23 protein-coding genes and 1 pseudogene are annotated in these 17,751 nt (G+C 66.4%); 8 read left to right on the top strand and 16 right to left on the bottom strand.

Annotation, left to right across the window (positions count from 1 at the left end):
* Positions 1-12 precede the first annotated feature (12 nt).
* The 5 genes from ACZ5IK_RS22025 to ACZ5IK_RS22045 all read right to left on the bottom strand — a co-directional run bounded on the left by ACZ5IK_RS22025 (position 13) and on the right by ACZ5IK_RS22045 (position 4,644).
* Positions 13-687: a nitrilase-related carbon-nitrogen hydrolase gene (locus tag ACZ5IK_RS22025; protein WP_465489386.1), complete on the bottom strand. Its 675-nt coding sequence runs from the start codon at positions 685-687 to the stop codon at positions 13-15.
* Positions 644-1,498, bottom strand: a complete 855-nt coding sequence (locus ACZ5IK_RS22030; protein WP_465489342.1) for a hypothetical protein — start codon at positions 1,496-1,498, stop codon at positions 644-646. Before ACZ5IK_RS22030 ends, ACZ5IK_RS22025 begins: the two co-directional genes overlap by 44 nt.
* Before the next feature lie 69 nt (positions 1,499-1,567).
* Complete coding sequence (locus ACZ5IK_RS22035) at positions 1,568-2,374, bottom strand: sugar phosphate isomerase/epimerase family protein (RefSeq protein WP_465489343.1); 807 nt, start codon at positions 2,372-2,374, stop codon at positions 1,568-1,570.
* Positions 2,374-3,525, bottom strand: coding sequence for a dihydrodipicolinate synthase family protein (locus ACZ5IK_RS22040; protein WP_465489344.1), 1,152 nt, complete (start codon positions 3,523-3,525; stop codon positions 2,374-2,376). The genes ACZ5IK_RS22035 and ACZ5IK_RS22040 overlap by 1 nt, the downstream gene beginning before the upstream one ends.
* 78 nt (positions 3,526-3,603) lie before the next feature.
* Positions 3,604-4,644, bottom strand: coding sequence for a LacI family DNA-binding transcriptional regulator (locus tag ACZ5IK_RS22045; protein WP_465489345.1), 1,041 nt, complete (start codon positions 4,642-4,644; stop codon positions 3,604-3,606).
* A gap of 38 nt (positions 4,645-4,682) precedes the next feature.
* Here ACZ5IK_RS22045 and pip point away from each other — a divergent pair.
* From pip to lpdA, 4 genes and pseudogenes are all read left to right on the top strand, one after another.
* A pseudogene (gene pip, locus ACZ5IK_RS22050) lies at positions 4,683-5,621 on the top strand (prolyl aminopeptidase); the annotation flags it as partial.
* A gap of 66 nt (positions 5,622-5,687) precedes the next feature.
* Positions 5,688-6,095, top strand: coding sequence for a nitroreductase family deazaflavin-dependent oxidoreductase (locus ACZ5IK_RS22055; protein ID WP_465489387.1), 408 nt, complete (start codon positions 5,688-5,690; stop codon positions 6,093-6,095).
* Positions 6,096-6,158: 63 nt separating this feature from the next.
* Positions 6,159-6,929, top strand: a complete 771-nt coding sequence (locus ACZ5IK_RS22060) for a lysophospholipid acyltransferase family protein (protein ID WP_465489346.1) — start codon at positions 6,159-6,161, stop codon at positions 6,927-6,929.
* A gap of 47 nt (positions 6,930-6,976) precedes the next feature.
* Positions 6,977-8,362: a dihydrolipoyl dehydrogenase gene (gene lpdA, locus ACZ5IK_RS22065; RefSeq protein ID WP_465489347.1), complete on the top strand. Its 1,386-nt coding sequence runs from the start codon at positions 6,977-6,979 to the stop codon at positions 8,360-8,362.
* A gap of 235 nt (positions 8,363-8,597) precedes the next feature.
* Here the strand turns inward: lpdA and ACZ5IK_RS22070 are convergent, their stop codons facing one another.
* The 4 genes from ACZ5IK_RS22070 to ACZ5IK_RS22085 all read right to left on the bottom strand — a co-directional run bounded on the left by ACZ5IK_RS22070 (position 8,598) and on the right by ACZ5IK_RS22085 (position 10,078).
* Positions 8,598-8,852 carry an AMED_5909 family protein gene (locus ACZ5IK_RS22070; RefSeq protein WP_465489348.1) on the bottom strand — a complete coding sequence of 85 codons (255 nt, stop codon included), beginning with the start codon at positions 8,850-8,852 and terminating at the stop codon, positions 8,598-8,600.
* Positions 8,830-9,078, bottom strand: coding sequence for a hypothetical protein (locus ACZ5IK_RS22075; RefSeq protein WP_465489349.1), 249 nt, complete (start codon positions 9,076-9,078; stop codon positions 8,830-8,832). The genes ACZ5IK_RS22070 and ACZ5IK_RS22075 overlap by 23 nt, the downstream gene beginning before the upstream one ends.
* 288 nt (positions 9,079-9,366) lie before the next feature.
* On the bottom strand, positions 9,367-9,828 hold the full coding sequence (locus ACZ5IK_RS22080; RefSeq protein ID WP_465489350.1) for a hypothetical protein: 462 nt from the start codon (positions 9,826-9,828) through the stop codon (positions 9,367-9,369).
* 4 nt (positions 9,829-9,832) lie between these two features.
* Positions 9,833-10,078 (bottom strand): hypothetical protein, encoded by a 246-nt coding sequence (locus ACZ5IK_RS22085; RefSeq protein ID WP_378440264.1) that lies wholly within the window; start codon positions 10,076-10,078, stop codon positions 9,833-9,835.
* Between the two features lie 242 nt (positions 10,079-10,320).
* On the opposite strand from ACZ5IK_RS22085, the gene ACZ5IK_RS22090 reads away from it, so the two are divergent.
* Entirely contained in the window at positions 10,321-11,064 is a 744-nt protein-coding gene (locus ACZ5IK_RS22090) for a DUF5919 domain-containing protein (RefSeq protein ID WP_465489351.1), read from the top strand.
* 10 nt (positions 11,065-11,074) lie between these two features.
* Positions 11,075-11,545 carry an NUDIX hydrolase gene (locus ACZ5IK_RS22095; RefSeq protein ID WP_465489352.1) on the top strand — a complete coding sequence of 157 codons (471 nt, stop codon included), beginning with the start codon at positions 11,075-11,077 and terminating at the stop codon, positions 11,543-11,545.
* 5 nt (positions 11,546-11,550) lie between these two features.
* Here the strand turns inward: ACZ5IK_RS22095 and ACZ5IK_RS22100 are convergent, their stop codons facing one another.
* Both ACZ5IK_RS22100 and ACZ5IK_RS22105 read right to left on the bottom strand, forming a co-directional pair.
* On the bottom strand, positions 11,551-12,444 hold the full coding sequence (locus ACZ5IK_RS22100) for a hypothetical protein (RefSeq protein ID WP_465489353.1): 894 nt from the start codon (positions 12,442-12,444) through the stop codon (positions 11,551-11,553).
* Positions 12,445-12,454: 10 nt separating this feature from the next.
* Positions 12,455-13,075, bottom strand: a complete 621-nt coding sequence (locus tag ACZ5IK_RS22105) for a TauD/TfdA family dioxygenase (RefSeq protein WP_465489354.1) — start codon at positions 13,073-13,075, stop codon at positions 12,455-12,457.
* 69 nt (positions 13,076-13,144) lie between these two features.
* On the opposite strand from ACZ5IK_RS22105, the gene ACZ5IK_RS22110 reads away from it, so the two are divergent.
* Positions 13,145-13,327, top strand: coding sequence for a hypothetical protein (locus ACZ5IK_RS22110; RefSeq protein ID WP_125681322.1), 183 nt, complete (start codon positions 13,145-13,147; stop codon positions 13,325-13,327).
* Positions 13,328-14,010: 683 nt separating this feature from the next.
* Here ACZ5IK_RS22110 and ACZ5IK_RS22115 read toward each other — a convergent pair.
* Entirely contained in the window at positions 14,011-14,382 is a 372-nt protein-coding gene (locus tag ACZ5IK_RS22115; RefSeq protein WP_101605830.1) for a PH domain-containing protein, read from the bottom strand.
* A gap of 28 nt (positions 14,383-14,410) precedes the next feature.
* Complete coding sequence (locus tag ACZ5IK_RS22120) at positions 14,411-14,884, bottom strand: hypothetical protein (RefSeq protein WP_465489355.1); 474 nt, start codon at positions 14,882-14,884, stop codon at positions 14,411-14,413.
* 79 nt (positions 14,885-14,963) lie between these two features.
* Between ACZ5IK_RS22120 and ACZ5IK_RS22125 the strand changes: the two genes are divergently transcribed.
* A complete protein-coding gene (locus ACZ5IK_RS22125; RefSeq protein WP_101605832.1) occupies positions 14,964-15,734 on the top strand; it encodes an FHA domain-containing protein in 771 nt (256 codons plus the stop codon).
* Here ACZ5IK_RS22125 and ACZ5IK_RS22130 read toward each other — a convergent pair.
* The 3 genes from ACZ5IK_RS22130 to ACZ5IK_RS22140 all read right to left on the bottom strand — a co-directional run bounded on the left by ACZ5IK_RS22130 (position 15,727) and on the right by ACZ5IK_RS22140 (position 17,744).
* Complete coding sequence (locus tag ACZ5IK_RS22130) at positions 15,727-16,023, bottom strand: hypothetical protein (RefSeq protein ID WP_101605833.1); 297 nt, start codon at positions 16,021-16,023, stop codon at positions 15,727-15,729. The two genes, ACZ5IK_RS22125 and ACZ5IK_RS22130, sit on opposite strands and share 8 nt — an antisense overlap.
* A gap of 76 nt (positions 16,024-16,099) precedes the next feature.
* A complete protein-coding gene (locus ACZ5IK_RS22135; protein WP_465489356.1) occupies positions 16,100-17,185 on the bottom strand; it encodes a winged helix DNA-binding domain-containing protein in 1,086 nt (361 codons plus the stop codon).
* A gap of 97 nt (positions 17,186-17,282) precedes the next feature.
* A complete protein-coding gene (locus ACZ5IK_RS22140; RefSeq protein WP_465489357.1) occupies positions 17,283-17,744 on the bottom strand; it encodes a GNAT family N-acetyltransferase in 462 nt (153 codons plus the stop codon).
* Positions 17,745-17,751: the final 7 nt, after the last annotated feature.

Consider the following 17,751-nt stretch of genomic DNA (forward strand, 5'->3'; position numbering starts at 1 on the left):
CGTAACAGGGCGCTAACGTTTCCCTGTGCGTTTCCGCTGTAGTGTCCATAAAGGACAGAGTGCGGCGACGGCGAGACACAGCCAGGCGAACACGTCGCCGACACGGGCGTACACGGTCTGTGTTCTCGGCTGTACCGGCAGATCCGCGACGAGTGTCTGCTGGTCGGTGCGGAAATAGTCGGCTTTCCCGAGTACCCGGCCCTGATTGTCCACAGCTGTGGAAATACCGTGGGTGGAGTGCCGGAAGAGCGAGTAACCGTTTTCCGCCGCGCGGAAGACCGCTTTCTCCGAGTGCAGCGAGCCGAATCCCGTCCAGTCGTTCGCGGGCACGAGCATCAGCCCGGTCTCCTTGTCCGCGGCCTGGCGCATCAGCCCGGGGTAGTCGGCGTCGTAACAGATGACCGTCGCGAGCCGTCCGTACGGCGAATCCGCGGTGGGCACGGTTCCCGGGCCGGGCTTCATCGGTTCCATCGGCGTCGGATGCGTCTTGTCGTAGGTCCACAGCACTTCGCCCGTCGGCCCGACGAGCACAGCCAGATTCCGGATGTAAGGAGCTTGGGCGGTGTAGAGCGCGTAGGCGAGTCCGACGTGGATACCCGCTTGTTTCGCTTCGGCGCCGACCCGTTTCAGCAGCTCCGCCTGGTCACGTTCCAGGACGCTGGCGTGCGTTTCCGGCCAGATGACGATCTTCGCCCCCGCCGAGGCCTGCTGGCCGTGTCCTGGTCACGAGATCTTCGGTGACCGGCGCGAGGGCCGCGCCGACCGCGACCGGGTCCGCCGCGCTGACTTCCTGTGCCCGCCAGTACTTCACGCCGATCCGCTCCAGCGCGTCGGTACTCGCCGTGTCCGCGGCGGTCGAGGGACTGATCCCCGCGATCCGGACCGTCTGCGTCGTCGGTGCGTCGAACAGCAACCGCGCGCCGCCCGCGAGGAACACCAGGCCGAGCACACAGGCGTGGACGAGGGCGGTGCGCTTGACCCGCGGCCACCCTTCCGCCCAAACGGTGTTCACCACCGAGGCGAACCACGCGAGGACGAAGGTGAGGCCGTACACGCCGGTCACGGACGCCGTCTGGAGCAGCGGCAGGTTTCCGGACTGGGTGCTGCCGAGCGCGCCGAAGTCCCCGAATCCGGTGGCGAGGGTGAAGAGATATTCGGCCGCCACCAAGGTCGCCGGGAACACCAAGGTCCTCAAGGGGCCGGCACGGTCGGCGAACATGCGGTCGGCGACGAACGCCGTCGTCTGCAGCACCGCGAGCAGGGTGAAGGCGAGCAAGGCCGACAGGACGAACGCCAGGCCGGTGACCCCGAGCCAGCACAGTTGCCCGATCAGCAGGGACAGGCCCACGAACCGGATCGCGCGCCGGACGGGGACCTGGCGGGCGTAGCGGAGCAGGAAGACCGGGAACACCCACGCCGCGAGCGGGACGTTCCAATCGGTGTGGACGGAGAGCAGGAGCAGCGCTGTGCCCAGCCACCAGAGCAGCCGTGGTTTCATACCGCGAACGGTAGGAAACCACGGCCGCCCGGACAGTGGTCCAAGGGCAGCGGACCACCCTGACTTTCGTCAGGAAACGTGATCCCGATACGCCTGGACGGTCTCCGCGAGGACTTCGCCACCGGGACGGCGCCAGAGATCGGCGTCGAACACCTCGACCTCGATGGGCCCGGTGTACCCGGCGGCCGCGACACAGGCCTTCAGGTGCCGGTGGTCGATCGGGCCGTCACCGGGGAGCGCGCGGCCGAGCAGGGTGTCGGTCAACGGGACCTTCTGGTCGCAGACGTGGAATCCGGCGATCCGTCCGGCCGCCGCGGCGATCGACTCCTCGATCCGCGGATCCCACCACACGTGGAACTCGTCGACGATCACGCCGACCTGGTCGGCCGGGTGCTCCAGCGCGATCGCGAGCGCCTGGTCCACTGTGGACAGCACGGACCGTTCGGCGCACTGCATCGGGTGCAGCGGTTCCAGACCGAGCCGGACCCCGCGCTCACCGGCGTACGGCGCCAGTTCGCCGACCGCGTCCGCGACCCGCTGCCGCGAAGACGTCAGGTCGCCGTTCACCCCGCCGACGACCAGGACGAGGACCTCCGCGCCCAGCGCGGCGGCTTCGTCGATGGCCTCCCGCGTCTGCGCGACACCGTCCACAGGGGACCCTTCCGGGGTGATCCCGGTGAAGAAACCGCCGCGGCACAACGACGACACGCCGACGTCGTACTCCTTGAGCAGCCGGGCCGTTTCCTCGACGCCGGTCTCGGCGACCTTGTCCCGCCACAGGCCGATCCAGCGGACGCCCGCGTCGGCGCACCCCGCCACAGCCTCCGGCAGCGACCACGCCTTGGTGGTGATCTGGTTCAGGCTCAACCGGTCCATCAGGCCACCCCCGCCGCGGCCAGCAGCGGCCGCATCCTCGCGACGGCGAGGTCCGGGTCGGCGAGCACTCCGGCGGCGTCCGCCAGGCGCAGCAGTTCGGCCAGATGCGTGATGGACCGCGCCGATTCGCGGCCGGCCACCATCCGGAAGTGCTTCTGGTGCCCGTTGAGATAGGCGAGGAAGACGACGCCGGTCTTGTAGTTCCTGGTGGGCGCCCGGAAGATGGCCCTCGAGAGCGCGACCGTCGGGTCGAGCAGGCCGTGGAAACCGGCCTTGTCGCCTTCGTCGAGCCGGGCGAGCGCGGCGCCCGCGACCTGCGCGACGGCGTCGAAGATGCCCAGAAGCGCTTCGCTGTGGCCCTGTTCGTCCCCGGCGATCAGCTCGGGGTAGTTGAAGTCGTCACCGGTGTAGCAGGCGACGCCTTCGGGCAGTGCGCGGCGGAACTCGGTCTCGATCGACGCGTCGAGCACCGAAACCTTGACCCCCGCGATGACGCCGGCGTGTTCGGCGCAAAGCCTGCCCAGTTCCTTGGCTGCCTCACGGACGTCGCCGTGTCCCCAGTAGCCCGTCAGTGCCGGATCGAACTGCTCGCCCAGCCAGTGCAGCAGGACCGGACGGTCCGCGCCGGAGAGCAGTTTCCCGTACGCGGCATGGTAGTCCTCGGGCCCGGACGCCGATGCGGCCAATGCCCGGCTGGCCATCACGACCGGGATCGCCCCGGCCTCGCCGACCAGGTCCAGCTGCTCACGCCAGGCATCCACAATGGACTCCGCGGTCGCGTCGCCGCCGGGGAGCTGGTCGGTGCCGACCCCGGCGACCCACGGCCGTCCCGCGGCGAGCGCGCCGGTGCGCCGGATCAGGTCCTTGGTGGTGTCCCAGTCCAGTCCCATTCCGCGCTGCGCGGTGTCCATCGCCTCGGCCACGCCGAGACCGCAGGACCACAGGTGCTCGCGGAAGGCGAGCGTCGTGTCCCAGTCCAGGACCGCGCCCTCTTCGGGATCGGCGGCGGCGAACGGGTCGGCCACCACGTGTGCGGCCGCGTAGGCGATCCGGGAGGTCGGCGGTGATGCCGGTTTCGCGGGCGTTTCCGCCCCTTGCGGCGTCCACTCCGCCAGTCCGCCGTCGGCGGTGGGCAGGGCGATCAAGGTCATCGGGTCTCCGTGGCGCGGGGGTGAGAAAGCGCTTTCTCGTGCCACGGTAAGTCACCGCGTGGACCGCACACAAGGGTTTCAGCGAGCGGGGGAAGCGGTGCTGCGGCGCAGGACGACCTCGCCGGACATGCGCACCACGCGCGGCCGGGTACCGGGCGAGGCCTTGAGTGCCAGGTCCATGGCCCGTTCGCCCAGCTTCTCCAGCGGCAGCGCCACCGTGCTCAGCGAGGGCGTGAGATCGCGCACTACCGGGATGTCGTCGAAACCGGCGATCGACATCTCGCCGGGTACGGAGACGCCCGCGTCGCGCAGTGCCGCCATCGCGCCGATCGCCATCACGTCGGTCACCGCGAACACGCACGTCGGCCACTGCTTGCGCGGCCGGGCGAGCACCTTCTCCATCGCTTCGTAGCCACCGTCACGGGTGAACGCGGCTTCCGCGACGTCGTCCTCGCGGAGTTCGACGCCGTGCTCCAGCAGTTCCGCCGCGAAACCGTCGAGGCGGTCGACAACGGTTGTCAGGCTCCTCGGCCCCGCGAGTACCGCGAACCGCCGGTGCCCCAGGTCCAGCAGGGCTTTCGCCAGTTCGGCGCCGCCACCGCGATTGTCGGGCTGGACGGTGTCCACCTTGAGCCCGCGGTGCCTGCTGACCGCGGCGACGTGCCCGCCGCCGCGTCGGTACGGCTCGAGTTCGGCGGCCATCGCCTTTTCCCATGCCTTGTCCTCGAACGCGGAACCGATCAGCAGGATGGCCGAGGCCCGCTGGGCGCGCAGCGTGGAGACGTACGCGACCTCCTTGGCCGGATCGCGGAACGTGCTCGCGAGCATCACCAGGAGGTCGTTCTCGCTCGCCACCCGCATGACCCCGCCCGCGATCGCGGCGAAATACGGATCGCCGACGTCGTGGCAGATCACTCCGACGGTGGGCTGCGAGCCACCGGCCAGGGCCTGAGCGTGAGCGTTGGGGGTGTACGAGAGTTCGGCCGCCGCGGCGATCACTCGTTCGCGGAGATCTCCCCGGACGGTGGCGGTGCCGTTGAGGACGCGGGACGCTGTCGCGAGCGACACGGCCGCGGTGCGCGCCACATCTTCCAGCGTCACGTGGGGGCGGGCCTTCATCGATCCTCCAAGCTGCTGTTTGGGGCATAGTGGCGGACATGCTCGGCCTTTACCCGGAAATCGAACCTTACGTCCAAGGGATGTTGCCCGTCGGTGACGGCAATGAGATCTATTGGGAGGAATGCGGCGATCCCGAGGGCAAACCCGTGATCTTCCTGCACGGTGGCCCCGGAAGTGGTTCGATCCCGAGACATCGCAGACTGTTCGATCCCGACCGGTACCGGATCGTCCTTTTCGACCAGCGCGGCTGCGGGCGCAGCACCCCGAACTGCGCCACGCCGGAAGCGGATCTTTCGGTCAACACGACGTGGCACCTCGTCGCCGACATCGAGCGGTTGCGAGAGCATCTCGACATCGAACACTGGATGGTCTTCGGCGGCTCGTGGGGGAGTGTGCTCGGGCTGACCTACGCGGAAACGCATCCCGGACGGGTCACGGAACTCGTTCTCCGGGGCGTGGCCACGTTGCGGGTGAAGGAACTGCAGTGGCTTTTCGGCGGGGGAGCGGCGTTCCTCTTCCCCGAGGCGTGGTCGCGATTCCTGGCCCCGGTGCCGTTTTCGCGCCGCCAGGACAACCTGATCGAGGTGTATCACGAACTGCTGCACCACCCGGACCCGTCGGTGCACGGGCCCGCCGCGATCGCGTGGAGCCGCTGGGAAGGCGAAACGGTCAAATTGCACCCGCAGGCCGACGTGATCGACGCGTTCAGCGATCCGTCGTTCGCCCTCGCGATCGCGAGGATCGAGAACCACTATTTCCGGCACGGTGGCTGGCTGGCCGAAGATCAGCTGCTGCGCGACGCCGGGAAGCTCCGGGGCGTCCCGTGCGTTCTCGTCCAGGGACGCTACGACGTGGTCACCCCGGCCATCACCGCTTGGGAGCTCAGCCAGGTGCTGCCGAGCGCGGAACTGGTGATGGTCGGCGACTCGGGTCACGCGTTCGACGAACCCGGCACCCTGCACGAGTTGATCAGCGCGACCGACCGGTTCGCGTCAGACTGGCGGGGCGCCGGTACACCCCAGGACGAGGAGAGGAACCCAGACATGCTTTTCGGTGACGAGCACGTCCGTCGCTACGAAGAGACCGACGGCGAGGTGGGCCACGACTGGGAGAAGGGCGCGCCTTGTCTCGTCCTCACCACCAAGGGCCGCAAGACCGGCGAGGACCGCAAGTTCGCGCTGATCTACCAGTTCGACGACGACGACAACCCGGTCATCGTCGCCTCGAAGGGCGGGGCGCCGGAGGACCCGGGCTGGTACAAGAACCTGCAGGCGAACCCCGAGGTCAAGGCCCAGGTCAAGGCGGACAAGTTCACCGCGCGGGCCCGGACCATCGAGGGTGAGGAGCGCGCGAAGCTGTGGGAGAAGCTCGCAGCGGTCTGGCCGGACTACAACGAGTACGCGAAGAAGACCGACCGTGAGATCCCCGTGGTGGTCCTCGAGCGCGTGTGATCCGCGCCGCGTTCGCGCGTTGTTTCGGCCGAACCGGGGCGGGTTCGGCTACGAATTACGTCCATGGTGCTGAGACCTCGTGAACGCTGGACCGCACTGAGCCCCGTTTCGGGTGACTTGTTGACGTTCCGCCAGATGATCGCCTTCGGCCGGCGCTTCGCCCGCGCCGGCCGGGGGTTCTGGTTCAGCCTCGCGATCAACGTCGTGTGGCCTTTCCTGGTGCTGTTCACCCGGTTCCGGGTGCGCGGCGGGGAGCACCTGCCCGCGTCGGGCGGCTTCCTGGTCGCGTCGAACCACCTCTCGTTCGCCGATCCGACGACGGTGACGGCGTACTGCCTCGCCCACGGCCGCGTGCCGCGCTACCTGGCGAAGGCGAGCCTGTGGGACGCGCCGGTGGTCGGCTCGGTGATGCGCTCGGGCAAGCACATCCCGGTCTACCGCGGGGCGCCCACGGCGTCGGGCGCGTATCGCGACGCCGTGAGTGCCGTGCGTGAGGGCGAATGCGTCGTCATCTTCCCGGAGGCGACCTTCACCGATCACCCGGACGGGTGGCCCATGCGCGGCAAGACCGGGATCGCGCGGATCGCGCTGGAGACCGGGGTCCCGGTGATCCCGCTGGCGAACTGGGGCACGCACCACCTGCTGCCGTCGGACGCCGTCCTCCCGCGCGGCTTCCCCCGCAAGACGGTGAACCTGATCGCGGGTCCGCCGGTGGACCTCTCGGACCTCATGACGCCCTCGCCGTCGCGCGAGGTGCTGGAGGAGGCGACCGGGCGGATCATGGCCGCGGTGACCGACCTGCTGATCGGGATCCGCGGTCCCCGGCCTGAGTAGGCAGTCTCACCCTTCGGACCGTCCCGGTGAGGGGTAGGTTTCGAAGTATGAGCGCACACTATGACGTCGTTGTTCTGGGCGCCGGGGTCGGCGGCTACGTGGCGGCCATCCGGGCATCGCAACTGGGGCTGAGCGCGGCGGTCGTGGAGGAGAAATACTGGGGCGGGGTCTGCCTCAACGTCGGCTGTATTCCCTCGAAGGCACTGCTGCGCAACGCGGAACTCGCGCACATCGTGACCAAAGAGGCGAAGTCCTTCGGGATCCAGGTGGAAGGGAAGGTCACCTTCGACTACCAGGCCGCCTTCGACCGCAGCCGCAAGGTCGCGGACGGTCGCGTCAAGGGCGTGCACTACCTGATGAAGAAGAACAAGATCACCGAGTACGACGGGCACGGCACCTTCGTCGACGCCAACACCATCGAGGTCAACGGCGAGCGGGTCACCTTCGACCACTGCGTGATCGCCACCGGCGCCACTGCGCGCCTGCTGCCGGGCACCACGCGCAGCGACCGCGTGGTCACCTACGAACAGCAGATCATGGAAAACGAACTGCCGGAGAGCATCGTCATCGCCGGCGCGGGCGCGATCGGCGTCGAATTCGCCTACGTGCTGCACAACTACGGCGTGAAGGTGACCATCGTCGAATACCTCGACCGCATGGTCCCGCTCGAAGACGCCGAGGTCTCCGCCGAACTCGCCCGCCGCTACCGGAAACTCGGCATCGAGGTACTGACCTCCACCAAGGTCGAGACGATCGACGACACCGGCGAGCAGGTCCTCGTGACCGTGTCGAAGAACGGCGAGCAGCGCGTCCTGGAAGCGGACAAGGTGTTGCAGGCCATCGGTTTCCAGCCGCGGACCGAGGGATACGGCCTGGACAAGACCGGCGTCGAACTGACCGACCGCGGCGCCATCGCCATCGACTCGCGCGGACGTACCAACGTGCCGCACATCTTCGCGATCGGAGACGTCACCGCGAAACTGATGCTCGCGCACGCGTCGGAGTCCATGGGCGTCGTCGCCGCCGAGACCATCGCGGGCGCCGAGACCATGGAACTCGACTTCGTGATGATCCCGCGCGCGACCTACTGCCAGCCGCAGATCGCCAGCTTCGGCTGGACCGAAGAACAGGCCCGCGAAAAGGGCTTCGACGTCCAGGTGGCGAAGTTCCCCTTCACCGCCAACGGAAAGGCGCACGGCCTCGGCGAGGCCGTCGGCTTCGTGAAGATCCTCAGCGACGCTACGCACGGCGAGCTGCTGGGCGCGCACCTGATCGGGCCCGAGGTGACCGAACTGCTGCCGGAGCTGACTTTGGCGCAGCAGTGGGACCTTACGGTGCACGAGATTTCGCGGAACGTGCACGCTCACCCGACGCTGGGGGAAGCAGTGAAGGAAGCCATCCACGGTCTCGCTGGGCACATGATCAACATGTAAGTGTGAACCTGCCCTGACCTGCGGTTTCGCGGGTCAGGGCAGGTGTCAGGCCGTGGCCAGGCCGGCACGCGGCTTGGTCGCCGAGCGTGTCGTCGAAGAAGTCGTCGACGGCTTTCCGCGTCCGGGCGTGGCTACTCGGCACCGGTTCTGCGCCTTACGAGACACGGGAAGCGCGTGAAGACGTGCTTGTACGCCGCACGTCCCCACGCACGTTTTCCCGACAGCTATTCAGTTCTCAGCTAGCTTGCGCCTTGTTCTTCTGGATCTGTGCGGCCACCTCCTCCGCCTTGCGCTCCTCGTAGCCCACCCAGTAGCGGAGTTCGTGGTGGTGCGCGCGGTCCACATCGGACACTTCGCGGTACATGCGCGCATTCGCTTGATGGAACTTCAGCCACGTCGTCAGATTCGACCCGGGTTTCGGGCGACGAGCGGAGGCGACGAGGTGCGCGTCCTTCAGCGTCTGCGGCTCATTCCGGCCGGGCGTCGTCATCGCGCACCGTCGTGTGTTTGCTGAGGAACACGGCCAGTTCGTCCGCGCTGTCGCGGATTTGGCGAAGGAGCCGGATGAACTCCGGCCACGCGGCCGGGTCGGACGGCGGCAGGATCGCCAGGCTGTCCGGGGCCAGGTAGATGACCAGGGCCGGGTTCGCCGAACCATGGCCCTGCATCCCCGCGACCGCTTGCCGTCCCGGCTTCCACATCGCGTTGAACGCCACGGCCCTGACTCTTCTCGCTGTAAGCGCGTATCTCCCAGGAACGCGCGTTCTCCTCGAAACCCTCGGCAGCCGCCGACACCGCAGCCAGCACCCACCACGGCAACTGGTCTTGAGTCGCCAGCTCTCGCCATGCCGACGCCACCGCCCAGGAAGCGACGGCCATGTCATGCGCCGCCAGGGCATCCCCGCCGTGTGCGGTCCGCTGCGTCATCGCGCTGTAGTGGCGGTAAGCGGCTTCCCAGGTTTGGACCAGGTGCGGGGATGCCGCCCCCGGCGCCCCGCCCACCATCACGCCGCCTTGGGCGTTGACTCGGCAGCGGCGGAGGCCCGGCCCGACTTCGACCCGCCACCAGCGACCGCAGCCTTGAAGCCGGTCGCGCGGAACACGTAGGACTGGTACTTGAACTCGCCTTGACCAGCCACCTTCGGCTCAGCCGTCAGCCCCTCCAGCTCGATCGGCCGCATACCCGGCAGCACTTCCGACGTGGTCGGCACTGGCTGCACATCGGCCAGCAGCGTGATCTCGAACGATGCGCGCTTGGCCTTCGTCTCGTCCGGGTCGGTCACGGTGGCCTTCCACTGACGCTTGCCCGTCACTTCGTCGACCCGCTGTCGTGCCGGGCGGCCCGCAGCACGGTCTTCCCGTGACTGGTACTCGTTGTCCGGCGAGATCTCGCCGACCATCACGAGGCCCTGCGCGAACGCTTCGTCGAAGTCGATGGCGAAGCGGTGTCCTTTGTAGATAGCCATGTCGTCAGTTCCCTTGTTTGTCTGTGTCTGTCGGCACTTCGTCGCCGTCTTTGCCCCTTGCGGCAGCCGCGTTCAGTGCGGCCTGTACCTCTGCGAGTTCTCTCCCCAGCACCGCTATCGCGTCGGAATCGACGAGCAGGACCACGGGGAACGCCTTGCCGAAACGGATCTCCGCCCGGTTGGCGTAGGTGAGCGCGCGGACGCGGATCGGCAGGTCTGCCGTGACGTGGATCTGGACCGTGTCGCGCATCGGGCGCTCAGATCGCGAACCGGCGAGCTGTCCACGTTCCCGAGCCGTGCGCGGACGCTGCCCGACCGGCGGTTGGAGTCGTCATGCCTGCCTCCCTCTTAGTGTCGAGGTGCTGGGGCGAGTCCCCGGCAACCTGGCACCTAATCTCCGCCAAAACGCGGGACGTGATCACCATCTGGCGGGACATCTAGGGACGTCCCTGGTACGGTCGAAGACGTCCCTAAAAGTCCCTAGGAGGGCGGATGCCGAACGAACGCCTGCGGGACGCCCTGCTGCGCAATGGCCTCACGCTGGAACAAGTCGCCGACGCCACCGGGGTCGATCAGAAGACCGTGGAACGGTGGATCACCAAGGGGCGGACGCCGTACCCGAAGCATCGGCACAAGATCGCCGCGATGGCGCGCGAGTCCGAGACCTACCTCTGGCCGGACTCGGTGGCCCCGGAGCGCAAGGCCGAGACGGCCGCCGCCGAGGTCGTGCGCGTGTTCCCGCACCGCAACGCCATCCCCGTCGAACTGTGGGACCGGCTGATCAAGGAAGCGTCGGACACGGTCGAGGTCCTGGTCCACGCCGCGCTGTTCCTGGTGGAGCGCCCGCGGTTCATCAAGGACCTGACTGCAAAAGCCCAGGCCGGGGCCAAGATTCGGTTGGTTTTTGGAGATCCCGAAGGGGAGAGCGTCGCTCTGCGCGGCGACGAGGAGCAGTTAGGCGACGGGACACTTGCCGCGCGCATCCGCAACGCGCTGGCGTTCTACCGGCCGCTCATCGGGGTAGACGGGGTGGAGATGCGCTTCCACAACACCACGCTCTACAACTCGATCTTCCGCTTCGACGACGAAATGATCATCAACACGCACGTCTACGGCTTCCAGGGGGCCCACGCCCCGTCCCTGCACCTCCGCCGGCTATCCGCCGGGGACCTCTTCGAGACCTACTCGGAGAGCTTCGAAGCCGTCTGGAACCTCGCCAAGCCCGCCACCTTCTAGGAGGCCACCCATGGCACGCGTCGACTACTACAACGACCCGAACGCCCCCAAGGCCAACAGCATCGCAGTCGCGGTGTCCGCGTTCATCCAGGACGACGAAGGCCGCATCCTCATGATCCGGCGCACCGACAACGACCTGTACTCGATCCCCGGCGGACAGCTCGAACTCGGCGAGACCCTGTCACAGGCCGCCGTGCGGGAGGTTCGCGAAGAGACCGGCATTGAGTGCGAGGTGACCGGGGTGATCGGCCTGTACTCGAACCCGAACCACGTCATCGCCTATGACGACGGCGAAGTGCGACAGGAGTTCTCGATCTGCTTCCGGGCTTTGCCTGTCGGAGGATACATGCGGACAAGCGACGAAAGTCGTGAGGTTTGCTGGGTTTCACCAGCTGTAGTTGGCAGCCTAAAGGTTCACCCGTCAATTCTCTTGCGAATCGAGCACGCCACAATTGAAGGTGGCGGTGTCTACTACTCGTAGCGCAGTCAGTCGTTGCCGTAGTCGGGCTCGTCGAACACCTCCCCGACTCGGTCAATGAGTGATTCGCGCGACTCTGATCTGCTCTCCTGTGCTAAGCCAGCGATCTTAAACTCGCGAACTCCGGTCAATTTCAATTTGCAAATAGGGCAGTTGAGTTCCTTTGCCACCAAAAACACGGTGGAAACTACCTCGTCATCTTCTGGTTCAAATCTTTCGGCGCCGAACCGGCTTACGTCGTATAGTGCGGAGATGCTCTCTTTGCACGCTGGGCATTCGACCTTGGAGACCCAGCCGACTACAATGCCGCCTGCGGCTCGACGTGCAGCTTTCTCTTCCTCCGGCAATTCTTCCGCGAGTTGTCGGCAGCGGTTTATTTGCGCGCGCACCTCATTCTCAAGTCGCTTGTCGTCTTCGTCGCTGAGCTTTTCGGCATGCGAAAGGAAGCCGGAATCAAGATAGTCTTTCGCGCTTTCCTCGAACGATGCGGCTAGGACATTTAGGACGCGAAGAAACTTGGGCATCCAAGTTGCTCTGTCGATGTTGTCGGCCAATGAGTCGGATGAATGAATCTCCGCGTTTCTCACGGCGACGAGAGATTTGGCATCGGCCTGCACGTCGCTTGTAAAGCTCGGCAATACGGTCCCTAGTCGGATAATTACAGTCTTTGTTTGGATGGACGTGGCATCACTTCCTTCGGTTTTGTATCCCAAGGAATGCAGGATGCTCGAACCATTTGGGTCCGCCAATAGCGCTGGGCTAACTTTGGCGAGTGGTGCTCGCATCATGAATTCTAAACCGAGTAGGCACCATATTAGTACGGCGCCATCCTCTGGCTCGGCCTTCTCGGCACGTCCAAAGTAGAGGCGGGCTTTGGCTCTAAATTCCTGTTCGCTCCACACGTCTTATCTCCTAGCTCGCGTACCCGCGCCAGATGGTTCTTTTCTCGTTGGATGAAACTGCGGTCCGCCTGTGCAGCAAGCGCCAATTGTCAACAACGACAAGAGTGTGTGGGGTCCAATTAATCGTCGCGGTTGGCTGCATCACACCTATCTCCCGAACGAGGTGTTCCTTGAAAATTGGAGATAGGGCGCGCGGGTCCCATCTCAAAAGGGAGATGCCGTTAACTATTTCACGCGATCTCAATGATCGAACTCTTCCTCTGGAGTCACGTCCTCTTAAAATCAGGGTCCGAATGTTGTCCCTGACTGTTGTGTTCGGTGAAGCTTCGAGGTCTAGTAATTCAGTTTTAGCTCCATTTTGAATGCACTCAATTGCAAGTAGGGCCATGTAGCGGGGCGGCCGGATTGAAATAGCGCCATCTGTGTGCCATGGAAAGCGGTCTAGGCCAAATTGCCCAGAAAGACTATTGGCTCTGGAGTTGTCGACAGTTCTGGGTGTTAGAAAGGTAGTTCTCGAATGATCCATCGTGCCAAGTATGCCCAAAATAACTTCGGCTTCATCTATTGATGATTTGTCGATCCTGAACCAGCCTTGCTTGACAAGTGATTCTTTCGCTTCTTCGGTAATCATGGATGGTTGCCCGTCGAAGTAGTTTGGCAGTGATGGCGGCCTGCGAAAACTTCTGCCGAATTTGGCTCTATGGGATCAAGGCGCGCCGCCGTCGGCGGCGCGCTGGTCACCTTGCGTCCGCGTCTCGCCTGCGGGCGCACCTTGCCCGACACGGCGGGCTGCCGCTCCGCTCCGCCCACCGGCCGGGCGGTGCGCCCGCTGAAGCCGTGGACAGGTGCAGCCGCCGCCAGCGGCGCGCAGGTACGCCAATGAGCACGTCGGCCTCCTCGCTCAGACGATCGTGCTCAGAGGTCGCGAACGGACCAACGGCTGTTACGCGGAGCCACCGCCCCGATGCCAGATCGTCACAACGGCCGTCGCGTGGATGGCTTCGTATCGGGGAGATGGGGGAGGAGTGGGCGAGTGCCAGGCCGTCTCCAGGCCGTCAGACGTCGGGTAGGGATGAGAACACGCGAGAAGTATCCAGCCCTGTTCGCGCAGGTCAGCGACCAAAAGTAGCGATCATCCCGAGGTCAGCGAAACCCCGGCATCAAAAGATCAACATGTAGGTGCTCGGTCCGGTAGGTCGTGAGTGGCGTTTCGGGTTATTGAGCCGAGGGCAACGTGGTGTGTCGGATGGCGTGTCCGTGAAGGCCTCCTTGAGGGACCCTGGGTCCCTCAAGGAGGCCTTCACGGACTTGGGAACCGGGCAGTGGTGTCACAGTTGCACCAGTGTCATCAGGGATCACATCGGCGCGTAGTGAAGGACGCCTTCACAACCCTCAGGGTAGGCAAGGAGGCCTTCACGGCCAGCCGAGCGCCCACACGACAGACCAACCCTGCGCCACCATTGCCCTTCCCCCTCAATAGAACCCGAATCGCCACTCACGACCTACCGGACCCAACGCCCTCCCGCCCCCGACGAGCGGCAAGTAGCGAGCGAAAGCGGCCGGAGGCTAGAGCGTGTGGGAAGCGATCAGCTGGCCGATCGCCCGGATGTCCGAACCCCGGAACTCCAGTCGCACGTTCCCCAGTCCGCTGAACCACAGGTCCAGCTCCGCGTCCAGATCGAACGTGCCCGCGGTCTCGATCGAGAACGCCTGGATCCTGTTGTAGGGCAGCGAAGTGAAGTCCTTCTTCTTGCCCGTCATACCCTGGACGTTCACGGCGATCAGCCGCTTGTTCGTGAACACCACGAAGTCGCGCACCGCCTTGAACGACGAGATGATCTCTTCCCCGGGGATGATGATCGGCTGCACCGTCGGCGCGATGTCCTTCGGCTTGCACGGCGTGAGCTTGAAGACGGTGTCCTTGGAGAAGTCAATCATGCTCTCCACAGTACGGATTTCCGCCGGATCAGGCCTCGGGCGTGAACTTCACGACCACCTTGCCGTCCTTGATCGCGGTCACCTTGTACCCGATCCCGTTCGTCCGTCCGCCGCTGCCGCTGAAGGACGCTCGTGCGCCGCTGGGGAGGGCGGCCGAGAGGGCGACACCGTCGGCCGACACGGAATCGACGGCGATGTAGGTGACGCGCAGCCGGGCTTCGAAGGCGATCCTGTCCTTCGGCTTCAGGATGACTTCGCAGTCGCCGTCCCGGCAGGATTTGAGGTCGGTGCCCTGCGCCGCGACCAGCGGACCGTCCGGGTGGGCGACACCCGACGACGACGGCGGAGCGCTGGAAGACGGCGAAGGTGACGGCGAGGGAGAAGGTGAAGGTGAGGACACGGGAGCGGGCGTGGGCGGCGAAGCGGGCGGGGTGTCGGATCCGCAACCGGCCAGGGCCGCGGCGGACACGAGCAGGAGGCCTGCCACACGCTGAGTAGACATATGCTGAACGTAAAGCGACGGCGTGGGGACCCCTCCCCGGCGGCGTCTCACATACTTTCGGGGATCAGGAGGAGGCACGATGAAGCGGCTCACGATGGCGCACGAAAGCCTGGCGCTCGGCGTGCCCCGGTCGGCCCCCGGCGCGGTGTTCGCCCTCACGCTCGCGGGCGGCGTGTCCGTCGACCCCGACGAGGGGGGCGAGATCTCCTTCGGGCGCAACCGGCCGCAGGTCGACGTCTGTGTGGGGGAGAACGATCTGCGGGTCAGCCGCAGGCACGGGCACCTGAACTTCACCGGCGGGCAATGGTGGGTCAGCAACACCGGCCAGCTGCCCATCCGCCTGCCCAACTCCCGCTGGCTCTCCCAGGGCGAGGACCCGATCCCCCTGTCGGACGGGTACACGCCGCTGTTCGTCCGCGGTTCCGGCAAGCGGGAGCATCTGCTCGAGTTGTACATCGCCGGTCCCGACGGCGGGCAGCCCGCCACCCGGCACGGTGACGTCACCGTGCCGCCCCGCCGCTGGCGCCTCAGCGCGGAGGAACGCCTGGTCCTGGTCGTCTTCGGGCAGCGCTACCTGCTGCACGACCTCAACCCACAGCCGCTGTCCCGTCAGCAGACGGCCGAGGTGCTCGCCGAACTCCGCCCCGACGAAACGTGGACGAGCCGTCGTGTCGAGCACCTCGTCATCGACGTCCGGGCGCGGTTGTCCGCCGGCGGCGTTTACGGCCTGCGGCGCGAAGAGGTCGGCGAGCCGGTCGGAAACGCGTTGAACGACAACCTGTTGCGGGAGCTGGTGCTCTCCACCACCCTCGTCCCGCCGGACCTCGCCCTGCTCGACGCGCTCAGTTGACGCCCTCCATCGCCGCCTTCGCGACGTCGCTGCCCCTGTCCGCCTCGCCGGCGACCTTCACCAGCGCCGCCGTCGCCTGATCCCGGCTCTCCTCGGCCTTCACACGTCCCGCCGAGGCCGCGTTCACGCCGAAGAAGGCGCCCACCACCGTGCCGATCACCGTTCCCGCCGCGGTGATCACCGCCGTGACGTCGGACGTGTTCGGGTATCGCATGACCGCCGCCACCGCGATGACCGCGAGCGCGCTCAGCCCCGCCAGCACCGTCATGAATCCGTAGTTCTTGCCCATGGCCCGCTCCCTTCAGGCTCCTTGAGGCAATGCTTCGCCCGAACGGCGCCCTTCGTTACGGCAAAAGGCCGGACCGTTATCCGCCGATGCCGAAACGGACGTCGTGACCCTGGTCCGGCACTACGAATTCCAACAGCCGCATACCCTCTTCGGTGATCAAATCTTTGTCCCGCAAGGGTTTCCGGGATTCGATCGTCAGGGTCGCCCCTTTGATCTCCCAAACGGCCAGGAAATCACCGTCGACGAGCAAAGTGCCCCTGCGGCCTCCGGGACCCGGCGGTAGCGGCACGCGGCGGCCGTCCGGGATCAGGCGCACGCGGTCCGCGTGGGAGAGCAGGACGTTGTCGTACTCGGGCAGGAACCGAGGGGGCGCCGGGGTTTCGGGGTCGGGCCGTGGCGCGTCGGGGAGGTCGAACAGCTCCTTCCCCGCGGTGTCGGTGAAAGTGCGCAGCCGCGGCCGGAGCCGTTCGAAGACTTCCTTGAGTTTGGTGAGTCCCGACCAGATCTGTGCGTCGCGGACGGTCGCCGGGCCGAACGCCGTGAGGTAGCGCAGCACCAGATCGTCGAGGGAGATACCGTCCTCGACCGGTTTGCCGACCCACTCGTCGAGCAGGGAGAACGCGACCGGCCCCTGCTGACCCCACAGTCCTCGCGGCGTCACGTGCGCGAGAGGGAGAAGGCTGTTGACCGCGTAGGCGAGGGTGGGCGGGTCGGCGTCGGGCCACCGGTCCGCCAGCGCGGTCCGGATCTCGGCACGAGTGTGGGGCCGCCCGGCCAGCAGAGCCCGTCCCGCTTCGGTGATCGCGGCGAGATCGAGACCGGCGACCTCCCGTGAGTAATGGCCGAGGAAACCGCGTTCGACCACGGTTCTGATGGTCGGCCACAGGGCGAGGCAGTCTTCGGCCGTCACCAGGTGCACGGTTCCCCGCATCAACGTCGACCGGACGACCTCGCGGGCGGCCAGCGGTTTCGCCAGCTCGTCCACCTGGAAATCCCGCAGCCGCGACCACAAGCCGACGTAGGACGAGTCGGGTGCCTGTGCCTGGAGGCCCGCCAAATGCTCGATCGCGGGGACGGCGGCCAGCGCGGAGCGCTCCAGCAGGAGTTGCCGGGCCAGCGTCGCGCGGTTGAGCGCCCGCGCGCTGAGGTGTTCCGTCGTCATTTCAGCCGCACTTCCGTAGGAACGTACGAAGGTCTTCGGTGACCGGTTGCGGTATCTCCATGGCCGGGAAATGGCCACCGGCAGCCTACCGGCCGGTTCAGTCGCGCGGTGGACGCTTGACGTCGAAGACCAGTTCCGGGCGCTCCCAGGTGATCTTCGGCGGGTTGGGCGGGACGACACCGACGCGGCGCGCGCCCATCCGCTCGTAGAACCCGGTGGCGGGCGGGTGGGAAACGACGCGGATCTCGGTCATGCCGAGGTCCGCGGCCTGCCCGAGCATGTGCTCGACCAGCCACGCGCCGATGCCGGTGCCCTGGGCGGAATCGGCGACGAAGAGCAGGTCCAGCTCCGCCGGATACTCGATCAAGCTGTAGAAACCGATCACGTCACGCTGCGCGTGGGCGACGAACGCGGGATGGGTGGCGAGGTAGTCCTCGGTGACCCGGTAGTCCTCGAGAATCGACGCGTACTCCCCTTGGTAGGCGGCGGATTCGTGCAACAGCGCCGTGACCCTGTCGGCGTCGGAAGCGCTTGCCCTGGAGATGCGGTAGCTCGTCACGCTCGAA

The organism is Amycolatopsis sp. NPDC031561 (assembly GCF_055580625.1).

What these genes read in the sequence shown, in the direction of transcription:
- ACZ5IK_RS22125 (WP_101605832.1), top strand. Translation starts at nt 14,964, where the DNA reads ATGAAGCGGCTCACGATGGCGCACGAAAGCCTGGCGCTCGGCGTGCCC.
- ACZ5IK_RS22035 (WP_465489343.1), bottom strand. Translation starts at nt 2,374, where the DNA reads ATGGACCGGTTGAGCCTGAACCAGATCACCACCAAGGCGTGGTCGCTG.
- ACZ5IK_RS22095 (WP_465489352.1), top strand. Translation starts at nt 11,075, where the DNA reads ATGGCACGCGTCGACTACTACAACGACCCGAACGCCCCCAAGGCCAAC.
- ACZ5IK_RS22080 (WP_465489350.1), bottom strand. Translation starts at nt 9,828, where the DNA reads ATGGCTATCTACAAAGGACACCGCTTCGCCATCGACTTCGACGAAGCG.
- ACZ5IK_RS22060 (WP_465489346.1), top strand. Translation starts at nt 6,159, where the DNA reads ATGGTGCTGAGACCTCGTGAACGCTGGACCGCACTGAGCCCCGTTTCG.
- ACZ5IK_RS22105 (WP_465489354.1), bottom strand. Translation starts at nt 13,075, where the DNA reads ATGATTACCGAAGAAGCGAAAGAATCACTTGTCAAGCAAGGCTGGTTC.
- ACZ5IK_RS22090 (WP_465489351.1), top strand. Translation starts at nt 10,321, where the DNA reads ATGCCGAACGAACGCCTGCGGGACGCCCTGCTGCGCAATGGCCTCACG.
- ACZ5IK_RS22130 (WP_101605833.1), bottom strand. Translation starts at nt 16,023, where the DNA reads ATGGGCAAGAACTACGGATTCATGACGGTGCTGGCGGGGCTGAGCGCG.
- ACZ5IK_RS22055 (WP_465489387.1), top strand. Translation starts at nt 5,688, where the DNA reads ATGCTTTTCGGTGACGAGCACGTCCGTCGCTACGAAGAGACCGACGGC.
- ACZ5IK_RS22085 (WP_378440264.1), bottom strand. Translation starts at nt 10,078, where the DNA reads ATGCGCGACACGGTCCAGATCCACGTCACGGCAGACCTGCCGATCCGC.
- ACZ5IK_RS22030 (WP_465489342.1), bottom strand. Translation starts at nt 1,498, where the DNA reads ATGAAACCACGGCTGCTCTGGTGGCTGGGCACAGCGCTGCTCCTGCTC.
- ACZ5IK_RS22045 (WP_465489345.1), bottom strand. Translation starts at nt 4,644, where the DNA reads ATGAAGGCCCGCCCCCACGTGACGCTGGAAGATGTGGCGCGCACCGCG.
- ACZ5IK_RS22040 (WP_465489344.1), bottom strand. Translation starts at nt 3,525, where the DNA reads ATGACCTTGATCGCCCTGCCCACCGCCGACGGCGGACTGGCGGAGTGG.
- ACZ5IK_RS22135 (WP_465489356.1), bottom strand. Translation starts at nt 17,185, where the DNA reads ATGACGACGGAACACCTCAGCGCGCGGGCGCTCAACCGCGCGACGCTG.
- ACZ5IK_RS22110 (WP_125681322.1), top strand. Translation starts at nt 13,145, where the DNA reads ATGGGATCAAGGCGCGCCGCCGTCGGCGGCGCGCTGGTCACCTTGCGT.
- ACZ5IK_RS22070 (WP_465489348.1), bottom strand. Translation starts at nt 8,852, where the DNA reads ATGACGACGCCCGGCCGGAATGAGCCGCAGACGCTGAAGGACGCGCAC.
- lpdA (WP_465489347.1), top strand. Translation starts at nt 6,977, where the DNA reads ATGAGCGCACACTATGACGTCGTTGTTCTGGGCGCCGGGGTCGGCGGC.
- ACZ5IK_RS22120 (WP_465489355.1), bottom strand. Translation starts at nt 14,884, where the DNA reads ATGTCTACTCAGCGTGTGGCAGGCCTCCTGCTCGTGTCCGCCGCGGCC.
- ACZ5IK_RS22115 (WP_101605830.1), bottom strand. Translation starts at nt 14,382, where the DNA reads ATGATTGACTTCTCCAAGGACACCGTCTTCAAGCTCACGCCGTGCAAG.